Origin of the sequence: Aequorivita sinensis (assembly GCF_006346335.1) — a bacterium.
In the GTDB taxonomy this organism is placed as follows: Bacteria; Bacteroidota; Bacteroidia; order Flavobacteriales; family Flavobacteriaceae; genus Aequorivita; species Aequorivita sinensis.
The window spans coordinates 23,876-39,965 of record NZ_VDMC01000007.1 but is presented as its reverse complement, the minus strand read 5'-3'; the positions used below and the strand labels follow the sequence as shown (position 1 = coordinate 39,965).

The window sequence follows — 16,090 nt, the reverse complement described above, 5'->3', positions numbered from 1 at the left end:
AAAAAGGAAATTATATGAAGGAAAAACGAGTGGTTATAAAAGTAGGAACCAACGTTATGACAAATAAAGACAATCGTATTGTAGGACCAATTCTCAATGAACTGGTAAGACAAATCGCTACCTTATACGAAGATGGGTACTCACCTGTTTTGGTTTCTTCAGGATCAGCAATAGCTGGTATGGAGGTTTTAGGTGAATGCAAGGCAAAGGATGACGCTACAAGAAGGCAAATATATTCTTCTGTAGGGCAACCTCGAATGATGCGACATTACTATAGCCTATTCCATGATTACGGAATGCGATGTGCTCAAATTTTAGCAACTAAACGCGATTTCACTCCAGGAAAACATCGTGAAAATATGATTAATTGCTATGAAGGTCTTTTAGCAGAAGGAATTGTTCCCATTGCAAATGAAGATGACGCAGTTTCATTAACAATGTCTATGTTCAGTGATAATGATGAGCTCGCTAGCTTAGTGGCTGAGCTTATTGAAGCAGACGCTTTAGTGATTTTAACAGATACTGATGGCTTATATACTGGTCATCCAGATGATGAAGATTCTGAAAAACTGAGCAAAGTTCACCCAGACCAGGCTGTGGAACAATACGTTCAAGCGTCAAGTAAAGGCGAAGGTGAAGGTCGTGGCGGAATGAAGTCTAAACTTAAAATTGCCAAGCAAACGGCCAAGAAAAACATACCTACTTATATTGCTAATGGAAAACGTAAAAATGTAATTGTTGACATTTTAAACGGCCATGATTTAGGTACAAAATTTTACGCATAATTTAAAAAACAGAAGAGAATATGAAGTTGATAGAGGAAAAATTAAAAAATCAGGTTTTAAATTCGATGATAAATATTATCGATAAAAACCGTGAAGAATTATTACAAGCAAATAAAAAGGATCTACAAGCCTTTAAAAAGGATGACCAAGCACTATATGACAGACTGGTGGTAGATAACTCCAAGATTGATGGTATGATTAAAGCTATTTCTGAGGTTAAAGATCAAGAAGATCCAGTAAACCGGGAGATAAGCAGTAGGGAGCTAGAAAGTGGTCTTAAGATAATTAATAAAACTGCTCCATTTGGCACTATTATGATTATATACGAATCAAGACCAGATGTTACTATCGAAGCTGCAGTACTTGCTTTTAAAGCCAATAACAAAATTCTATTAAAAGGCGGTAAAGAAGCCTATAATAGCAATAAAATTTTGGTGAAATTCTGGCATGATGCGTTACAAGAAAACGGTCTAGAGAAAGATTGGATTACGATGCTAGAGCTAAACCGAGAAGAAACACAAGCCTTCTTAAAAAATCCTGATGAAACAATAGATTTAATCGTACCACGTGGTGGCGAACGATTAATTCAATTTGTAAAGGAAAATGCCAATTGTGCCGTTTTAGTTAGTGGTCGTGGAAACAACTTTTTGTATGTAGCTGAAGATGCCGATTGGAAAAAAACCCTTGAGGTGATCATCAATGCAAAAACCGATAAAATTTCAGGTTGCAACGCATTAGATAAAGTTTTAGTAGATAAGAACATCCCTAATTACGCAACAAAACTTCAAGAATTAAAAGAAGTACTCGAAACTTCAAAAGTGGAAATTATTGTAGATTCTGAAGTTAAACAAACACTTTCTTCTTCAAAATTAATCGACGATGAAAATACTTGGTATGAAGAGTTTTTAGCAATGAAAATTGCAATTGGCGAAGTTGAAAACATGGACCAAGCTATTTCAAAAATAAATAAATACAGTGGTGGGCATTCAAGTGCTATTCTAACCGAAGACAATAGCAAAGCAGCTAATTTTATGGAAAACATAGACAGTGCTGCTGTTTACCATAACGCCTCTACTCGCTTCACAGATGGCGGACAAATGGGCGTTGGCGCCGAACTTGCTATTAGCACAGATAAACTACATCATCGCGGACCCTTAGGTTTAAAGCAATTGGTGACTAATAAATACTACGTTTACGGAAATGGCCATATTCGAGCGTAGAATTTAACATGTTAAACTTTAAAAAGCCTTCTTCAATACTTTGAATGAAGGCTTTTTATTTAATACTTATTCTCGAAATCGATTCCATTGAAGTGATAAACCCAAAGCACCAATTGATTCAACAGAATTAATATTAGCAGCAAGTTTAAGCCCCATAGAGTATCGCGGACCTAGACTAAATTGCAATTTAGCGCCAATTGGAAAACCAATAGTATTTTCTGTTATATCTCCTCTTCTTCCAGTATTTGAATCTACTACTCCATAGGTATTGAAATGAAAATATCCAGCTCCCACAAAAATGTCGGTAAAAATTTTTTCACTTAATGGAAAACTCCGACCGTATAGAAAATTTACTTCGGTAAATTCATCATTACTACCAATAAAACTTCCTTCAGTACCAGCTCCAATTTCCAACCCAAAAATATTTTTCCCATAATTAAAGTTTACATCTCCACTTACGGCAACACCCGAATTCCCTCCTACAAAAACCCCTAATGGACTAATAGAAAAAGAACGATAGGCAAACTTATTAGAGTTGGCTTCAGTTTGCGCTATAGTAGTTAATGATATTAAAAAGTATAGGAAACTTGAAATTACAAATTTGATTTTTAGATGTTTCATAATTAATAAATTAGAGGTTAATATTTTACAATTACTATACTTTGTTTATAATGCAATTTGTTATTAATTAGAATCTTCCTATAAATCCCACTGCAATGACACTCCACTTGAATAAATGGGGAATTCGGAATTGATATTAGTTTGTAGGAGTAAACCCACCGAAAACTTTTTACCCGTCATAAATCGTAATTTCGCCATTATTGGGAACCCCATAGTAGATCGGAAATTTCGTTGGTAATACGTTTGAAAAAACGAGTTGTGTTGAGGGTCTTCTAGGTACAAGTACCCCACGCCAGCGTGAGTTTCTAAAAACCATCGGTTTGAAAGTCTAAATTCTCTTCCGTAAAGTATATTAAGTTGAACGTATTTACTACTCCCCAATACCTCAAAGCCCGCAGAAGGAGCAAACGATAATAAGTTTCTTTTATAATTAAATGTAACATCAACAATTACCGCATAACCTGCAAAATAAGAATTTGTATTTCTATCAGGACGGCTCCAAAAAATATTTGTTGGAGTGATAGAGAATGATTTAATCGGGAATTTATTAGAAAGAGATTCTTCCTGAGCACATAATTTATTACTCATTAAAAAAACCAAAAGGCCAATTACGATAATCGCATACTTTGTAGCATTCATAATTTTCCTTTTAGTAAATAAGAAAAATCTAAGTTAATAGATTAATACTAAGGTAATGAATAAATCAATCCATTTAACGCAACCTTTTTAATATTATCAGACTATAGGGAAACAACTTAATCAAGCTTCTTATGAAAATATTTAAATTAGTTGCATTTATTTTCCTGATGGTCTTTTTTGGTTCTTGCGAAAATGAACCGCTCGGTAAAATCGATCCATCACAGGTTATACAAGTAAACTCTGAACTTTACAATTTGATTGAAAAGGCTGCTAACAGTGATTTTACTAATGAAATTACTTGTATAGACTTCAATTATGGATTCACTTTGATTATTTACGATGAAGACTTTGAAATTTTCGGCTATCAGGTTATAAATAGTGATAGTGAATTTAGTGACTTTTTAGACACACTCGAAGAAGGGAAGTCAATTAGCTTAAGCTATCCTATTACAAGTACTTTAAACAGTGGTGAGCCCTACACTATTAATAATAATGACGAGTTGAAAGAGGCTATAGAGAAATGTTTAGTTTCAGACGAAATTACCACATGCAACAATATTCTAACCGAAACTTCCTGTATTTGGAAAATCAGCCACATAGTAGGACCAAATAGTGAATATGATAGTTCTTATTTTGAAGTAAGCAACACTGGTAATGTAGGATTGTATTCCGATGAAAACTCATTTGCGGGGACTTGGATTATCTATTTTATAGAAGACGAACTTCATCTCAATATTTTTTTAATAGGTAATGAAGATGTAAAAGAAGCGTGGAACTACGATTGGAAAGTAATTAGCTATGACGAATCTCAGATGACCATAGAGAATGGTACCGACCGTTTTCAGTTATTAAAAGAATGTACAGAACCTTGTAAAAAATTTCTATTTGAAGAATGTGAAATTCGCCCTGGTTCAGAAAAAGCTATTTTCAATTTAGATAGTTATTTTGAGTGTTTCTTTCCTTTTACAAGAATAGACGATCCGGAAACAATTAGAACTACTTATTACGAAAACTACGAAGATATGCTTTCGAGTGTAAACCCAATAGTAAACTTACTGTATGAAAACACTATAAATCCTCAAATAATTTATGTTAGATTTGATGACATAATCACAGGAGAACTGGTAACATCTATGCCACTAGTTTTAAAAGTAATTGAATGTTCTTAAATGGATAGTTACAATTGAAAGAAGACGAATTAATAAGGAGATGTTGTAAAAACAACCGAGCAGCTCAAAGCGAACTATTCAGGAAGTATAAGGATAGCCTTTTCTTTATTTCGCTGAAATATTGCCGAAACGAGGCAGATGCAGAGGATAACTTGCACGATGCTTTTATTACAATTTTTCAAAAAATAAGAACTTTTTCAAGGAAAGGATCTTTTGAAGGGTGGATGAAACGAATAACCATCTATAAGGCCATCGATAAATACAAAGAACAAAGACCTTTTTCTATTGAATTTAAAAACGATATTCTAAAAGATTCAGTAGAAATTGAATTGGAAAATGAAGACAGTCTATCTTTAAATCAGCTTTTAAAATTAATTCAAGATCTTCCAGATCAATACAGACTGGTGTTTAACTTATACCAATTAGACGATTTTTCACATAAGGAAATCGCTTCGCTTTTGAATATTTCAGAAGGAACATCAAAATCAAATTATTATCGTGCAAAATTAATTTTACGCGATAAAATAAAAGAGGCACAGAAAATTCTCAGTTCAAAAGCACTTTAGAATGGAAAATAAAAAAGATATAGGAAAGCTTTTTGAAGACAAGCTCCAATTCGGAAAGAAAGAACCTAACACAAAGGTTTGGGAAAGACTAAACATCTCTTTAGATGCTGAAAAACGTAAAAGAGAGAAAATTATGTATTACTGGTTTACAGCAATTGGTGTTGTTCTTTTACTTGGGGTTATCTTAATCATAAACATAGACAGTAAAGAAGAAAATAATAAGTTAACTGATCAGAAAAAAGATAATGCTTCGGAATCAACTTTAAAAAAAGAAGTGGTAAACACAGCAAACAACCTTAAAACTTCGATAATAGACACTTTAAATAACTCTAATAAAAAAGTTGAAAGTACTTCCAATTCGAATGTTTCTGTTGAAAACTCTGAAGGTGATAAAATAGAGAATGCTAAAGAAAATATATTGAAATCTAATCAAGTTAATGATAAAAATGAAAAAGCTACATCTAGATTTAATGAAAAAGAATTTAAGGTGTCAAAAAATTATCATTATTACAACAGCAACACAAATCAGCAGTATATAACGTCTAATAAGAAAGAAATTGACAGTTTAATTTCTGAAAATAACAAATCGGCAGATTCACTAATACTTGATAAAGCAAATTATATAGAAGACTAACCATCGCATTTAGAGAGTCTAAAAAATTAATTCTGATTTTTTATTAAGTTTTTGTAACCTTTACAGGAATTCTTACGTATAACCCAATACAAAAGTTTTAAAACTTAATCTACAGGACACACCTTAAATGAGACAACTTAAAATTACAAAGCAGGTTACCAACAGGGAAACCGCTTCATTGGACAAGTACCTTCAAGAAATTGGAAAAGTTGACTTAATTACCGCAGAAGATGAAGTAGAATTGGCACAGCGAATAAAAGCGGGTGACCACGTTGCATTGGAGAAATTAACCAAAGCTAATCTACGTTTCGTTGTTTCGGTAGCAAAGCAATACCAAAATCAAGGTCTTACCCTACCCGACCTTATAAACGAAGGAAATCTTGGTTTAATTAAAGCCGCGCAACGTTTTGACGAAACCCGTGGTTTTAAATTTATATCGTATGCAGTTTGGTGGATTCGTCAATCTATCTTACAAGCTTTAGCAGAACAGTCTCGTATTGTTCGTTTACCGCTTAACAAAATTGGAAGCATCAATAAAATAAATAAGATGTATGCTTCTTTAGAGCAAGCAAACGAACGTCCACCTTCGGCTGAGGAAATTGCAAAAGAGTTGGATATGACGATTAGTGATGTAAAAGAGTCGATGAAAAACTCTGGCCGTCACGTATCTATGGACGCTCCGCTTATTGAAGGAGAAGACAGTAACCTTTACGACGTTTTACGCAGTGGTGAAAGTCCAAATCCAGACCGTGCATTACTACACGAATCTTTAAGAACAGAAATTGAGCGTGCTTTAGAAACACTTACTCCTCGTGAGGCAGATGTTATCCGTTTATACTTCGGTCTTGGCGATCAACAACCAATGACATTAGAAGAAATAGGCGAAACTTTCGATCTTACTCGTGAGCGCGTACGCCAGATAAAAGAAAAAGCTATTAGAAGATTAAAGCATACCTCAAGAAGTAAGATTTTAATGACATATTTAGGATAAACTTAAAGGTTTACCTTTAGCTAAGTCTATACAAGACAAAAACTTTTAACGATAACCAACAGTATAATCCTAATCTAGTATTAGGGTAACAACTGTTCGTTTTTTGATTGATGAATAACCTCCGGCTGATTACCGGAGGTTTTTTCATTTAAACTATAATCCTATCTGCGGAGTCTAAAATCGCACAAACTGCAAACTAATTTGTAACTTTGCCAACCCATGAAACATACCATCTGTTATTTAAGCAAGGATCACCAACCGATGAAAAATTCGGAATTAGAGGACTTGTTCAGCCAGGTTTTAGAGTTTAATAATTCCTCAAATATTTCGGGGATATTGCTTCATAACAACCACTTTTTTCTTCAAGTTCTAGAAGGAAAAAAAGAAACAATTCAGGAGCTTTACGCCAATATACGAAAGGATAAAAGGCATAAAGACATATTAAATGTTTTGGATCAAAAAATTGAAAGCCGAATTTTCAATAATTATGACGCTAGGTTTAGTATCCTAAAAAACAAAGATGATATCGAAAAACTAAATATTTATCTGTCAAGATATAGTTTAAACAATAATTACTCAACAAACGTTAAAAGACTTTTAGAACCTTTCTTATTATAAGCTATCATGAAAAACACACTTATTGCTCCCTCCATACTTGCCGCAGATTTCGCCAACCTTCAAAGAGATATTGAAATGGTTAATGCTAGTGAAGCAGATTGGTTTCACCTCGATGTAATGGATGGTGTTTTTGTGCCGAACATCTCGTTTGGTATGCCAGTTATTAAAAGCATAGCCAAACACGCTAAAAAGCCTTTAGACGTGCATTTAATGATTATCGACCCAGACCGCTACATTAAAACATTCGCCGATTTAGGGACAGATGTATTAACAGTTCACTACGAAGCTTGTACACATTTACACCGAACACTTCAAGCTATCAAAGCCGAAGGAATGCAAGCAGGGGTTGCCATAAATCCACATACTAATGTAGCTTTATTGGAAGACACAATAAAGGATATTGATTTAGTGTGCATTATGAGTGTAAATCCAGGTTTTGGCGGACAGAGCTTTATTGAAAATACTTATAAAAAAGTAAAACAACTTCGTGAAATTATAGAAGCAAATGGCGCTACTACGAAAATTGAAATAGATGGTGGTGTAACCAATAGAAACGCTAAACAACTAGTAGAAGCAGGTTCTGATGTTTTGGTTGCAGGTAGCTATGTGTTTGGCGCGAGTAACCCTACTGAAACTATTGCAGACTTAAAGAAAATTGTACTCTAGTGTTTTATTATGTCTAAAACTTCTTCAATTGAAAATATATTTGATGTATTAATTATAGGCGCAGGTCCTATTGGGATAGCTTGCGCCTTAGAATCAAAAAAAAATGGCTTAAGTTATATTGTAGTTGAAAAAGGAGCACTTACCAATTCGCTTTACAACTACCCGCTAAATATGACATTCTTCTCTACTTCAGAGAAGCTAGAAATTGATGAGATTCCATTTATAAGCAATAACCCTAAGCCAACACGTAATGAGGCTTTAGAATACTATCGCCGAGTAGCTACATCAAATAATCTCAATATTAATTTATATGAAAAGATTGTTTCTGTTGAAAAGGATGACAACAGCTTTAATGTTGAATCAGATAAAAATAATTACAAGGCTAAAAACATAATCGTAAGTACTGGGTTCTACGATATCCCAAACACTCTTAATATTCCTGGGGAAAACCTTCCCAAAGTGATGCATTATTACAAAGAAGCTCATCCTTTTGTAATGCAAAATGTTATTGTTGTGGGCGCTAGTAACTCCTCTGTAGATGCGGCATTAGAAATTTGGCGTAAAGGCGGAGATGTAACTATGGTAGTTCGCGGACCAGAAATTGGCGAGCGCGTAAAATACTGGGTAAAACCAGATATCGAAAACAGAATAAAAGAAGGAAGCATTAAAGCTTATTTCAATTCTGAAATAGAAGAAATTACAGAAAGCGAAGTTTTAATTAACTCGCCACAAGGTAAAATAACCCTACCGAATGATTATGTAGTAGCGCTTACAGGTTACAAACCTGATTTTAATTTTCTACAAACATTAGGTGTAGAACTTTCAAATGATAAGAAAAGGCTTCCTCAATACAATTCCGACACTATGGAAACCAATGTGGAGGGGCTATATCTTGCAGGAGTAATTTGCGGTGGCATGGAAACTCACAAATGGTTTATCGAAAACTCGAGAATACACGCCAAGATAATTATACAGGATATTCTAAAATAGTTGGTGTTTTGTAATTAGTAGTTGGAAATAAAAATCCAAGGCTTAGCCTCAAAAAAGAATTAATTAAATATCTTTTTCACATTCACAGCATTCTAAATAGTATTTCTTTTCCTGACATCTATGTGATGTGCAGGAATATTTAAAAGTCTTTTATTTACTTAAAGATTTCACTCAAGGACTTGAAGCCTTAAATTCATTTAATTTTCACTACTAATCTTCTCATTAACCCTCTTAAAAGGCTAATACAGCCTTTCTGTATGACTATTTTATGTTGCAGCGGGAATTGATTTACATTGATGATAAATACAGCATATTGAATTAAATGAGAGTGTTTAAAAATGTATCCCATTAAATACTTCCAAAAAAAATCCCCGACATTGCTGTCGGGGATTTTAGATTTATAATTATCGATTTATTAGAAATCGAAAGTATAGAATTTATCCCAGAATAATCTAGTTTCAGCAGCATCACCACCAATAGCACTTGAAGCAGCGCTCCAGTTAGCCTCGTTCAAGGTTTGTTCTCCAACTGGGTAAAGGTAACGCGTTGGGAAACCAGATTCAGCGGCAGTAGGCTCAACTAATATAGGGTAATCCAAACGACGAATTGAGTTGTAACTAGCAAATGTTCTGTTGTAAAGACCTAGATACGCTTGCGTACCAATTACTTGTTTCCAAGCTGGGCTTGAAGAACTGTTTGCAATTGCAGTATCATAATCTACAGCAGGTGAAGCTAAGTAGTCAGATAAGCCTTCAGCACCCCAGTATTCGAAAGATGCAGTAATAGCAGCTTCGTAATGAGTTGCAGCATCGCCACCAACAGCATAACCTCTAGCAGCAGCTTCAGCTAACAAAAATCTAACTTCAGCATAAGATAAAAGTACACCTGGTTCAGCTGGATCTACCAAACGGTCAGCTACATGAGAGTGCTCTGCGTAAGCAGAAATCTCACCAATAACACCACCAATATACTCTCCATCAACAGTAGTAAAGTAAACTTCTCTTCTTGGGTCTTCCAAATCGTTCATCAAGTCGATGATTGTTTTAGCAGCAACATAGTCATTACGTCCACTAAGAACTAAATTATCGTTCATAGGGTTGTTGTTTGGAGCTGCAGGGCGATACATATAACTTCCGTTATCAGCATTACTTGTGAATACACCACTTGTGTAAGCAGACTCAACAGTAGATTGAGAAAGTGCTGGATTAACATCTGCAAGCATGATACCCATTCTTAACTTTAATGAGTTAGCAAATTTTTTCCAGTTTTCAACATTTCCTGAGTACATCATGTCTTCTGTATCACTAAAACTTCCAACACTAGTATTCATACTACCAATAGCAGCATCTAAACGAGTAAGTAAGTCTTTGTAGATAGTAGCTGCATCGTCATAAGCAGGCAAAAGATTATCAATGTCTAATGCTTCGCTATAAGGAACGTCTCCGTAAGTTTCTACTAAGTTACTGTAAGCAAAAACAGTCATTACCTCTATAATGGCAAGCTTATTAGGCTTAAGAGCATTTGTTAAATCATTATCGGTAGCTGCAATAACTCTATCAGCTTCGTCCAAATCCTTTAACACATCACGATATAATTCTCTCCAGTGGTTGTCAGGAATTGCACGCGTGATTTGATCGTATTGACTTTCGTCTAAATATGTAGTTTCCTGTAATTGTTGTGTCCATAACCTTAAGTTGTTAAGGTTTACGTTTGGCGTTACAAATTGATCTGCTAATTGTTTTTGAGCAGAAGCAAACAAACTCTCACCACTTACGTTAGTAGGATCTTTTATATTCTGATTCAGATCTTCTAAATTATCTGAACACGACACGGCCATAACTGCCGCGGTTAATATTAAAATTAGTTTCTTCATCTTTTTTTTTATTAAAATTGAGCTTTAATGTTAAACCCGTAATCTTGGGTAGTTGGTAATGAACCAGTAACATATCCTTGAAGGTTACCTGAACTCAAACCTGCTTCTGGATCAGCATAAGGAATATTCTTGTCGATAATCCATAGGTTTGATCCTGACACGCTAAACTGTAATCCAGTCATAAATGTGTTTTCAAGGAATCTAGATGGCATAGTATAAGTAAGCGATACTTGACGTAACTTAATATAACTAGCATCGTAAACAAATGCAGCAGCTGGTAATGCATCATATCCAAATGCACTAAAGTTGTTTGCATCAGTTCTAGTTGTGTTTGGAGAACCATCAGGGTTAACACCTGGGTTGATAAATCCACCACCATTTTCAAGTGAATTTCTCACTGGGTTTCCTAAATCGTTTGTAAATGCTGTATTTGCGTAAAGACCAGTCGCTTCACCATAGTATTGGTCAAGAGAGAAAAGGCTTCCACCTTCTTGGATATCAATTAAGAAACTAAAAGAGAAATCTTTGTAAGTAATTGTATTTGTAATACCTGCTAACCAGTCTGGGTTAGTATCTCCAAGAATGTTATTAGAGTTTGCAGACTTAAGGTATCTACCAGACTCTGGATCTACAACTTTTTCACCGTTTAAGTAAACAAAATCTTGTCCGTAAATTACACCATAAGGCTGTCCTAATTCAGCGTTGATAGAAACACCACCTTGGAATCTTCCTAATTGTAGGTTTTTAATCCCATCAGGTAAAGCAACTACTTCACTCTTGTTTTGAGTCCAGTTTGCATTAATTGCCCAAGTAAAGTTATCATTCTTAACTGGCATAGCGTTTAATGATATTTCAACCCCCTTGTTTTCAATTTCACCTGCGTTAAGCAATTTACCAGTATAACCAGTAGAAGCAGAAATTGGAACAGTTACAATTTGGTCGATAGAGTTTGATTTGTAGTAAGATACATCAAATCCTAATCTATTATCAGCAAATCTCATTTCTAAACCTGCCTCGTAACTCTTAGTAGTTTCTGGCTTAAGGTTTGCGTTGTTAGCTGTGTTAGGAATAGAGTTTCCTATATCACCATTAATTGTATAAGTATCAACTAATCTATCAAATGGAGCTCCGTTACCTACTTGAGCGTAGTTTACACGAAGTTTACCAAAGCTAATTGCATTTACATCTAATATTTTGCTAAACACAAAACTAGTAGATACAGATGGGTAGTAGAATGAACTATTTTCTTCTGGTAGTGTAGAGAAATGGTCTCTTCTAATAGTACCATCTAAGTAAACTACATTTGCAAAACCGAAAGATGCACTTGCGTAAACACCATCTACACCAACTTTCTCAGCCTGTTCAACTGGATTTGGATTTGGAGAGGCACCATTCTGTAATGAATAAAGTCCTGGAACAACCAATCCACCAGCAGTAGAAGATGTTAACGAGTTAAATTCACTTCTTCTAATGTTAGTACCTAAAATACCAGCAAAGCTTAAGTTATCAGTAATATCTGTATTGAAGTTGAACATTAAATCGTAGTTTGTTTCAACAGCAGTAATATCTCTTCTTAAGTAACCTGAATTAACATTTCCACGAGAAACACCAAAGTTAACAGCTCCAGAACCTACAGCTCTACGCTCTTCTTGTTGCTCATTGTAAGTGTCAGTAGAAACTCTACCAGTTACATTTACCCAGTCAGCCAATTCGTAGTTTAACTCAAAGTTACCAATAAAACGGCTTCTACCATCATTTTGGTAGTTTTCGTAACGTGTCCAATATGGGTTATCCCAGTAAAGTGGAGCTGCACCTGGAGTTGTACTGTTTGGATTCCAAGTTACGTTTCTTTTTGTAGCAAAATAAATATCTCTTTGAGCATTCAAGTCTGTACTGTTAGACCACCACTGCTTCATCATACCAACAACGTTGTCTGTATAACCAGTAGAGTTACGTCCAAGTGCATCAGACTTAATATAGTTAGCAAAACCGCTAGCAGTTAATTTTTCACTAACATCGTAAGTTCCACTAAAAATAAAGTTATGTCTATCAATCTGGCTATTTGGCATAAGACCTGATTGATCTAATTTAGTATAAGACATACGGTACGAACCACCTTCTAATCCATTAGAAATAGAGATAGAGTTTGTAAGTGTTACTGGAGTTTCAAAGAAAGCTATAGGGCCATTCTTTGCTGCAGTATAAGCAGTTTTCTTTAAATAGTTTGGTGAAGCTGGATCAAACGAATCCCACTTATAGATAAATAAGTTTGGATCGTAAGCTGGACCATAAGATGCATCATCTCCATAGTTCTCAATTTGATCATCAATACCATCACCATCAACATCACCAAAAGTGAAGTAGTCACCATATCCAGGACCATACTGTGTTTGGTATTCAGCAAAAGTACTTTTGTCGATAAAACCAACAGTTGCATTACTATTAAGAGTAACACCTAAACCTTTTGCAGACTTACCTTTTTTAGTAGTAATAATAATTACACCGTTTGCAGCACGTGAACCGTAAAGTGCAGATGCAGCAGCACCTTTAAGCACGTTAATACTTTCGATGTCGTCTGGGTTAATATCTGCAGCAGCATTACCGTAGTCATAATAGTTACCAGATGCTTGAGTTTGTCCAGCAGAGTTGGTATTTCTGTTACTAATTGGCACACCATCAACAACGAATAAAGCTTGGTTATCTCCAGTTAAAGAAGTGTTACCTCTAATAACTACGTTAGTAGATCCACCAAAGTTGTTGTTTCTTCTAATCTGAAGACCAGAAACTTTACCAGAAAGGGCATTTGTAAAGTTATTCCCTTTTACAGTAGCAACATCGTCACCACCTACTTCCTGCGTAGAGTATCCAAGAGATTGTTTCTCACGAGATACACCAAGTGCAGTTACTACTACTTCCTCCAGAGCAGATCCGGCTTGCATAGTAATGTTCATTTTATTTGAAGCCCCAACAGCTACCTCCTGGGTTTCAAAACCTACATAACTATAAACGAGTGTTTGACCAACTGCAGCCTCAATGGAGTAATTACCATCAAAATCAGACTGTGTTCCGGTACTAGTACCCTTTATAATAATGTTAACTCCTGGAAGCGGGAGACCTGTGTCATCAGTCACCGTTCCGGAAATCGATTTTTCTTGTGCAACTGCGAGCTGCACAACTAACGCTAGTAAAAGCGTTAAAATTCCACTAAACTTTGTTTTCATTTTTTTGTTTGTTTGAATTAGCACCTCAAAAGTGCCAATAAAATCTTACAATTCCAACTTTTAATGGATGTAGATTCACAATTATTTAACTGAAAAGAATTTTTTATCAAAGAAAAAATCATAATCAAAAACCCGTTTTTTTTCACAATCATCTGATTTTGTTACGCTTCGAAGCTTGCGCGAACACTAATATAAGCTTTAATACGGAAATTATGCGGGTCAAATTATTTTCACACACATTATTAACAATTTCGTTAAAACGACGATAAATTTGATTTTTTCTGCATTTTAACATAATAACGACCTTTTTCAGAAATTAAATATTACACGAATAAAAAAACCTCAATTACTTAATGCAATAATTGAGGTTTCTAAATTTATAGGATATACAAATTATTTTGAAGCTCCTTCTCCTTTGAAATTTTGGGAGTTACTCTTAAAAAGAACATTAAAGGTTGTTAAACTTCCATAACAACGAGTGATATATTGCTGTAGGTCAATTTTTAAACTTTCATCTAATTCTTTACTAGAATTTATCTTTTGCTCCATCACTCTAAGCCTATCTCGCAACATCACTATTTTATGAAAAAAAGTGTCTATTGGAATTTCCTTAGAACTTAAATTACTATCTGCCGGTTGCAAAACCATTGTACCGCCTTTCCACTTATCGGCAATAGGAACTATTTCACTTATACCATTCCATTTTTTAAGAATTTCACGAAGACTTCTCTCTACTTCGTAAAAGCTTACAGAATCTACTTCGTCCTCTGCCGCTTCAATAATTTCAAAATCTTCGTCAATATCAATTGTTTCTAGGCCATTTTCAATAAAAGTTACCCAATACATTCGTGCAGTAACATTTGTAATAACTCCTTTTCCGTAAGTGGAGTGATTTATCCTAGAGCCTATTCCTAAAATTTGTTTCATTTATTTGTAATTAATATGTTTTATTCAACTCGTAAAATTAAAAAATTAGATCGAAATCTTTTTTATAAATAACCCGCTTAAAATTAAAATCCACTTCGTTTTCTGGAAGTGGATTTTAAAGTAATTACACCTTAATATATATAACACCTATTAAATTTTATTCTTATTAATATTTGCGATAATTAAAGTGCATTAATGTTTTCTAATTTCAAGTAATACCCACACGTAATCACCACACAATAAGCGCCTTAAAGTTAATTTTACTCTTAAGGTCCGAAACAAAAATATCTTCAATTAAAATAAAACCTCCCTTAATAGATATAATATTAATAACCAACAATTTGAACTTTAATTCTGCGCTAAATAAGCTCTACATTCTTCTGCACATTTTCTACAAGCTTCTGCACATTCCTTGCAATGTTGCGTGTCATGTTTCGAACATTCTTCTGCACACATATCACAAATTTTTGCACAGTATTTTACCAAGTCGTTTACATCAGTAAAATTCATTGCTAATAATTGATTCAGTGTACTACAAACTTCAGCGCAAACTCTATCCAAACGAATACAGTTTACCATCATTTTTACATTTTCTTCATCTAAACAGGCGTCAGCACAATAGTTACAATGATTGATACAATTGCCTAGGGCGTGGATTAGCTTTTCGTTTTTCATGGTAATTGCTTTTATAATGAAATACAATTTACTAATTCATTCAGCTCTAGTGTATTAAAGAAATAATAAAATAAGGTGAAAGTTCAAAAAGAACTATTGATGATCTTCGACAACTTTCGGGTCGCGGTACTTACAGCAACCCATTAAATTTTCATAAGCTTCATCCGTAGCTGTTATTTCTTGGGTATCGTGACCACTATCGGCAATACTTTGTTGAATGGTGTTTAAATCTGTTTTCTTTTCGTTGTAAATTAAACTCAACTGATGTGTATCTACATCCCAAGTTGCCATTTTAACACCTTTAGCTTGAATTGAAGCTTTTTCAATACGCTCTTTACACATGCCACAAACTCCATCTACTTCAATAGTTGCTTTTGCGTTTTTGTTTTGAGCAAAACCTGTTGCTCCTATAAACATAACTCCTAGGATTAAAAGTACTTTTTGCATAATATTCGATTTTTAATAATTACTAAATTGTTTGTTTTTTTTACTCTA

General features: G+C 34.4%; 16 protein-coding genes. 9 read left to right on the top strand and 7 right to left on the bottom strand.

Going from position 1 to position 16,090, the window contains the following annotated elements; all coding sequences use genetic code 11:
- Positions 1-14 precede the first annotated feature (14 nt).
- Together proB and FHP04_RS09040 are read left to right on the top strand one after the other, a co-directional pair.
- The gene (proB, locus tag FHP04_RS09045; RefSeq protein WP_139855779.1) at positions 15-785 is read left to right on the top strand and encodes a glutamate 5-kinase; all 771 of its coding nucleotides are present in this window, start codon (positions 15-17) and stop codon (positions 783-785) included.
- A gap of 20 nt (positions 786-805) precedes the next feature.
- Entirely contained in the window at positions 806-2,005 is a 1,200-nt protein-coding gene (locus FHP04_RS09040; RefSeq protein ID WP_139855778.1) for a glutamate-5-semialdehyde dehydrogenase, read from the top strand.
- A gap of 66 nt (positions 2,006-2,071) precedes the next feature.
- Here the strand turns inward: FHP04_RS09040 and FHP04_RS09035 are convergent, their stop codons facing one another.
- Both FHP04_RS09035 and FHP04_RS09030 read right to left on the bottom strand, forming a co-directional pair.
- On the bottom strand, positions 2,072-2,626 hold the full coding sequence (locus FHP04_RS09035; RefSeq protein ID WP_139855777.1) for a hypothetical protein: 555 nt from the start codon (positions 2,624-2,626) through the stop codon (positions 2,072-2,074).
- Positions 2,627-2,704: 78 nt separating this feature from the next.
- A complete protein-coding gene (locus tag FHP04_RS09030; protein ID WP_139855776.1) occupies positions 2,705-3,265 on the bottom strand; it encodes a DUF3575 domain-containing protein in 561 nt (186 codons plus the stop codon).
- 131 nt (positions 3,266-3,396) lie between these two features.
- Here FHP04_RS09030 and FHP04_RS09025 point away from each other — a divergent pair, with 131 nt between their 5' ends.
- The 7 genes from FHP04_RS09025 (at position 3,397) to FHP04_RS08995 (ending at position 8,899) form a co-directional block, all read left to right on the top strand.
- Positions 3,397-4,434 (top strand): hypothetical protein, encoded by a 1,038-nt coding sequence (locus FHP04_RS09025; protein WP_139855775.1) that lies wholly within the window; start codon positions 3,397-3,399, stop codon positions 4,432-4,434.
- Between the two features lie 14 nt (positions 4,435-4,448).
- Positions 4,449-5,000, top strand: coding sequence for an RNA polymerase sigma factor (locus tag FHP04_RS09020; RefSeq protein WP_139855774.1), 552 nt, complete (start codon positions 4,449-4,451; stop codon positions 4,998-5,000).
- 1 nt (position 5,001) lies between these two features.
- Positions 5,002-5,634: a hypothetical protein gene (locus FHP04_RS09015; RefSeq protein ID WP_139855773.1), complete on the top strand. Its 633-nt coding sequence runs from the start codon at positions 5,002-5,004 to the stop codon at positions 5,632-5,634.
- A gap of 127 nt (positions 5,635-5,761) precedes the next feature.
- Positions 5,762-6,625, top strand: coding sequence for a sigma-70 family RNA polymerase sigma factor (locus tag FHP04_RS09010; protein WP_139855772.1), 864 nt, complete (start codon positions 5,762-5,764; stop codon positions 6,623-6,625).
- Between the two features lie 219 nt (positions 6,626-6,844).
- Complete coding sequence (locus FHP04_RS09005) at positions 6,845-7,243, top strand: BLUF domain-containing protein (RefSeq protein ID WP_139855771.1); 399 nt, start codon at positions 6,845-6,847, stop codon at positions 7,241-7,243.
- Between the two features lie 6 nt (positions 7,244-7,249).
- On the top strand, positions 7,250-7,909 hold the full coding sequence (gene rpe / locus FHP04_RS09000; protein ID WP_139855770.1) for a ribulose-phosphate 3-epimerase: 660 nt from the start codon (positions 7,250-7,252) through the stop codon (positions 7,907-7,909).
- A 9-nt stretch (positions 7,910-7,918) separates the two neighbouring features.
- Positions 7,919-8,899, top strand: coding sequence for a YpdA family putative bacillithiol disulfide reductase (locus FHP04_RS08995; protein WP_139855769.1), 981 nt, complete (start codon positions 7,919-7,921; stop codon positions 8,897-8,899).
- 415 nt (positions 8,900-9,314) lie between these two features.
- Here the strand turns inward: FHP04_RS08995 and FHP04_RS08990 are convergent, their stop codons facing one another.
- The 5 genes from FHP04_RS08990 to FHP04_RS08970 all read right to left on the bottom strand — a co-directional run bounded on the left by FHP04_RS08990 (position 9,315) and on the right by FHP04_RS08970 (position 16,042).
- Complete coding sequence (locus FHP04_RS08990; protein ID WP_139855768.1) at positions 9,315-10,772, bottom strand: SusD/RagB family nutrient-binding outer membrane lipoprotein; 1,458 nt, start codon at positions 10,770-10,772, stop codon at positions 9,315-9,317.
- An 11-nt stretch (positions 10,773-10,783) separates the two neighbouring features.
- Entirely contained in the window at positions 10,784-13,993 is a 3,210-nt protein-coding gene (locus tag FHP04_RS08985) for a SusC/RagA family TonB-linked outer membrane protein (protein WP_139855767.1), read from the bottom strand.
- Between the two features lie 393 nt (positions 13,994-14,386).
- A complete protein-coding gene (locus FHP04_RS08980) occupies positions 14,387-14,920 on the bottom strand; it encodes a hypothetical protein (RefSeq protein WP_139855766.1) in 534 nt (177 codons plus the stop codon).
- Between the two features lie 348 nt (positions 14,921-15,268).
- Complete coding sequence (locus FHP04_RS08975) at positions 15,269-15,595, bottom strand: four-helix bundle copper-binding protein (RefSeq protein ID WP_139855878.1); 327 nt, start codon at positions 15,593-15,595, stop codon at positions 15,269-15,271.
- 93 nt (positions 15,596-15,688) lie between these two features.
- On the bottom strand, positions 15,689-16,042 hold the full coding sequence (locus FHP04_RS08970) for a heavy-metal-associated domain-containing protein (protein ID WP_139855765.1): 354 nt from the start codon (positions 16,040-16,042) through the stop codon (positions 15,689-15,691).
- Positions 16,043-16,090: the final 48 nt, after the last annotated feature.

What these genes read in the sequence shown, in the direction of transcription:
- proB (WP_139855779.1), top strand. Translation starts at nt 15, where the DNA reads ATGAAGGAAAAACGAGTGGTTATAAAAGTAGGAACCAACGTTATGACA.
- FHP04_RS09040 (WP_139855778.1), top strand. Translation starts at nt 806, where the DNA reads ATGAAGTTGATAGAGGAAAAATTAAAAAATCAGGTTTTAAATTCGATG.
- FHP04_RS09035 (WP_139855777.1), bottom strand. Translation starts at nt 2,626, where the DNA reads ATGAAACATCTAAAAATCAAATTTGTAATTTCAAGTTTCCTATACTTT.
- FHP04_RS09030 (WP_139855776.1), bottom strand. Translation starts at nt 3,265, where the DNA reads ATGAATGCTACAAAGTATGCGATTATCGTAATTGGCCTTTTGGTTTTT.
- FHP04_RS09025 (WP_139855775.1), top strand. Translation starts at nt 3,397, where the DNA reads ATGAAAATATTTAAATTAGTTGCATTTATTTTCCTGATGGTCTTTTTT.
- FHP04_RS09015 (WP_139855773.1), top strand. Translation starts at nt 5,002, where the DNA reads ATGGAAAATAAAAAAGATATAGGAAAGCTTTTTGAAGACAAGCTCCAA.
- FHP04_RS09010 (WP_139855772.1), top strand. Translation starts at nt 5,762, where the DNA reads ATGAGACAACTTAAAATTACAAAGCAGGTTACCAACAGGGAAACCGCT.
- FHP04_RS09005 (WP_139855771.1), top strand. Translation starts at nt 6,845, where the DNA reads ATGAAACATACCATCTGTTATTTAAGCAAGGATCACCAACCGATGAAA.
- rpe (WP_139855770.1), top strand. Translation starts at nt 7,250, where the DNA reads ATGAAAAACACACTTATTGCTCCCTCCATACTTGCCGCAGATTTCGCC.
- FHP04_RS08995 (WP_139855769.1), top strand. Translation starts at nt 7,919, where the DNA reads ATGTCTAAAACTTCTTCAATTGAAAATATATTTGATGTATTAATTATA.
- FHP04_RS08990 (WP_139855768.1), bottom strand. Translation starts at nt 10,772, where the DNA reads ATGAAGAAACTAATTTTAATATTAACCGCGGCAGTTATGGCCGTGTCG.
- FHP04_RS08985 (WP_139855767.1), bottom strand. Translation starts at nt 13,993, where the DNA reads ATGAAAACAAAGTTTAGTGGAATTTTAACGCTTTTACTAGCGTTAGTT.
- FHP04_RS08980 (WP_139855766.1), bottom strand. Translation starts at nt 14,920, where the DNA reads ATGAAACAAATTTTAGGAATAGGCTCTAGGATAAATCACTCCACTTAC.
- FHP04_RS08975 (WP_139855878.1), bottom strand. Translation starts at nt 15,595, where the DNA reads ATGAAAAACGAAAAGCTAATCCACGCCCTAGGCAATTGTATCAATCAT.
- FHP04_RS08970 (WP_139855765.1), bottom strand. Translation starts at nt 16,042, where the DNA reads ATGCAAAAAGTACTTTTAATCCTAGGAGTTATGTTTATAGGAGCAACA.